The organism is Endozoicomonas sp. ONNA2 (assembly GCF_024606365.1).
Classification (GTDB): Bacteria; Pseudomonadota; Gammaproteobacteria; order Pseudomonadales; family Endozoicomonadaceae; genus Endozoicomonas.
In genome coordinates this window covers 1-2582 of sequence record NZ_JAHHPO010000137.1, presented here as the reverse complement: position 1 = coordinate 2582, position 2582 = coordinate 1, and the positions used below count along the sequence as shown (strand labels likewise).

At 41.4% G+C, this 2582-nt stretch carries 1 protein-coding gene; it reads right to left on the bottom strand.

What is annotated here, in order from left to right; all coding sequences use genetic code 11:
• Positions 1 to 81: 81 nt before the first annotated feature.
• The gene (locus KDK14_RS02570) at positions 82 to 2334 is read right to left on the bottom strand and encodes a hypothetical protein (protein WP_257263458.1); all 2253 of its coding nucleotides are present in this window, start codon (positions 2332 to 2334) and stop codon (positions 82 to 84) included.
• Positions 2335 to 2582: the final 248 nt, after the last annotated feature.

Genomic DNA, 2582 nt, shown 5'->3' with positions numbered 1-2582 from the left:
GCGCACCACAATGGGGTTGTGGGGGTCGGAGGTTCAAATCCTCTCGCTCCGACCAGACAGATCATGCATACAAATTACACTCTATTTGTGCGGCTTGACAGTCCTGTTTTCATCCGGTGGATAGACGATAAAAGAGTGACATGTTTCAAGCTGCTGCTCTTCAGTTATTTTCAACACCTCCAACTTTTCTTTAGAAAGGTTTTCAAAATCATGTATAACAACCCCATGAACCTGATAACCATCTTTGTGAAAATATTTTTTTGCTTTTATTTTTTCTGGTCTGCCACCTGGAATGGGGAAATTACCAAGAGAAGTTTTGCCAGATTTAATAATTTGAAGCTGCCAGTTGTCTGGTAAATTGCTGGCTTTTTCTTTGGAATACTGCTTCAAAGAAAACAAATGCTTGGTTGACAAAACCATTTCCAGAACCCGAATATTTTCAGTTATCTGTTTCAGCTTCTCCAGGGTTAACGAGTCTGTTATACCCATGCGCCGGGCAAGCGCTGATAACAATTCAGCTTGTACATCGACAGGGTTGATTGAAATTACTTTTACCAGGTCCTCAAGACTGATCGAGAGCTGTCCCGTGGTGAGTAATTGGTGATAATTAAAAGGTGAATTATTGGTATCAACAGAGGCTATTTTAGAATTAATTAACAGAGCTGGTAAATCTTTGACTTCAAAATCTAAATAGAACTGCACGTACGGATTTTGATCCAGTATGATAGCCCATAAACCCTTATCTACTATAGTTTCCAGGAGCGTTTGATTCAGGTTACATAGAGCCGCCAGGCAGGTGAGCGCCAGAGGATGAGAATATTTGCCGTGTAAAAAGTTACCTGACCAGTTGCTGTCAAGAAAGCCGTGTTTTCGGGCAATACGGTCGGCAATGACCGGCGGGATAAAACCGATAAATATCGGCGCTGAGCCAGGGCGTAAATCACTGCCGCTGTCTGCACAGACTTTATTCATGGCTTTGCCAACGATACCCCGAATTTCTGCCCGTTGAAAAAAGTACCGTTTTTCAACGTTATTGACTGTTAGAAGAGAATAGTTATCATGATTTTGAAAAATATTCAGGGCAAGCAGAGACTCGCGAGTGCCGATTTTAGCTTCATAGGCAGAAGACCAAAAAAAAGCGGTAGAAAACGTTGCCACATCGTAACGGTCCGATACCTTGCCTTCGGGTTTTTGAATATTCTGCTCTTCGAGTAGTACCTGAACCTCAGCACCAATCCTGGCAAGTACCGGTATTTGAGGGCTAAACGTTAACATCGAACGATGACAGCTGAGAATAACATCATGCTCTTCAGGGGAGGCAATATCTTTGAGCTTGTTTTGATCAAAACATTTGATTTCAGCGTCTTGCAAATCATGGATATAAGAGCATACAACCGGACTAAGAAATGCTTCCGGTAAAATCAGGAAACTTTTAGGAAAGGCAGAGAAATTGATGCCATATTCATTCTCAAACAGGCAAAACAGAGCCGGTGGAAACAGGCGTTTTTTTTCCTCATCATTTAACCAGTCTCCATGCATGAGATCTAAAAATTCTTTTGAATAAATACGCGTGGTGAGTTCATGATCCAGTCCAAGCTCGACCAGACCGTTCGGATGGAAAATTTTATTATGCTCACTCGGATCCGTCTGTGGAATCAGACAAACCGGACATGCCCTGGCAATATTTTTTGTTGCTTTACCACCCTCAAGCCCAAAGTACTCCTTATTTTCACAGACTAAAGGAAGCATTATGTTGTCGACAAAGTTTTCTGGCAAATGGGTTGCCTGATTGGTGCGAAAGACATTCAGAACCAGATTTGGTGCTTGCGACCATTGGCCACTCCTTGCCATGAGACTGCCTATGAAACCCACCATAAACTGGTCTGATGTTTTCTGGGAAACAAGATATCGGCCAGATTTGCTTGATATTGCAATTTTGAAAAAAAAGCAGTCAAGGTCATTAAACAGCGCCAGAGTAAGATAGGATTTCTCCTCGGAATTGAGTGTTTCTATTTTTTTGATGGTGTCAGAATCGTTCAGATAAAGACTCAATCCTTCAAGGTCTGTGTTAATCAATTTATTAATATTTTTAACAAGATCAGAAAACAAACCAGGACTTGTCAAGCTTGGCGAGGGGTTACTGATACTTGTGATGTTTTGGTATTCGCCAATTTTTGTAGAATAGCGTGTTTGTTGGCACTCAACTTCAGGGGTTTTAACAGACTGAAGCTTAATGGTATTTTTTGATGCCTCTGCATCTGTTCCTGCATTCGCCTTCAACACATCTTTAAAGTGTTTGAGAGGGGATGGTAATACATATTTTGAATCTATCATGTCAATACTTTTAATAACGGGGTTTTATAATTCTATAAAATCTTTGGACAATGAAGGCGGTAAAAAGTTCCATCGCTTTTATGAGCCTGGTATGACCGTCAGAGGGCTTCTTGTGGAAATTGAGAGAAATGCCAACGAAGCTCCAGCTGCTCAAAGTGGCTGCGCAGTTTACCTTTAGAAGGTGGAATTGGTATAAGTAGCTGACCATATGAAATCATATATTTCTGACTCCTTGTGCCGGCACTCTG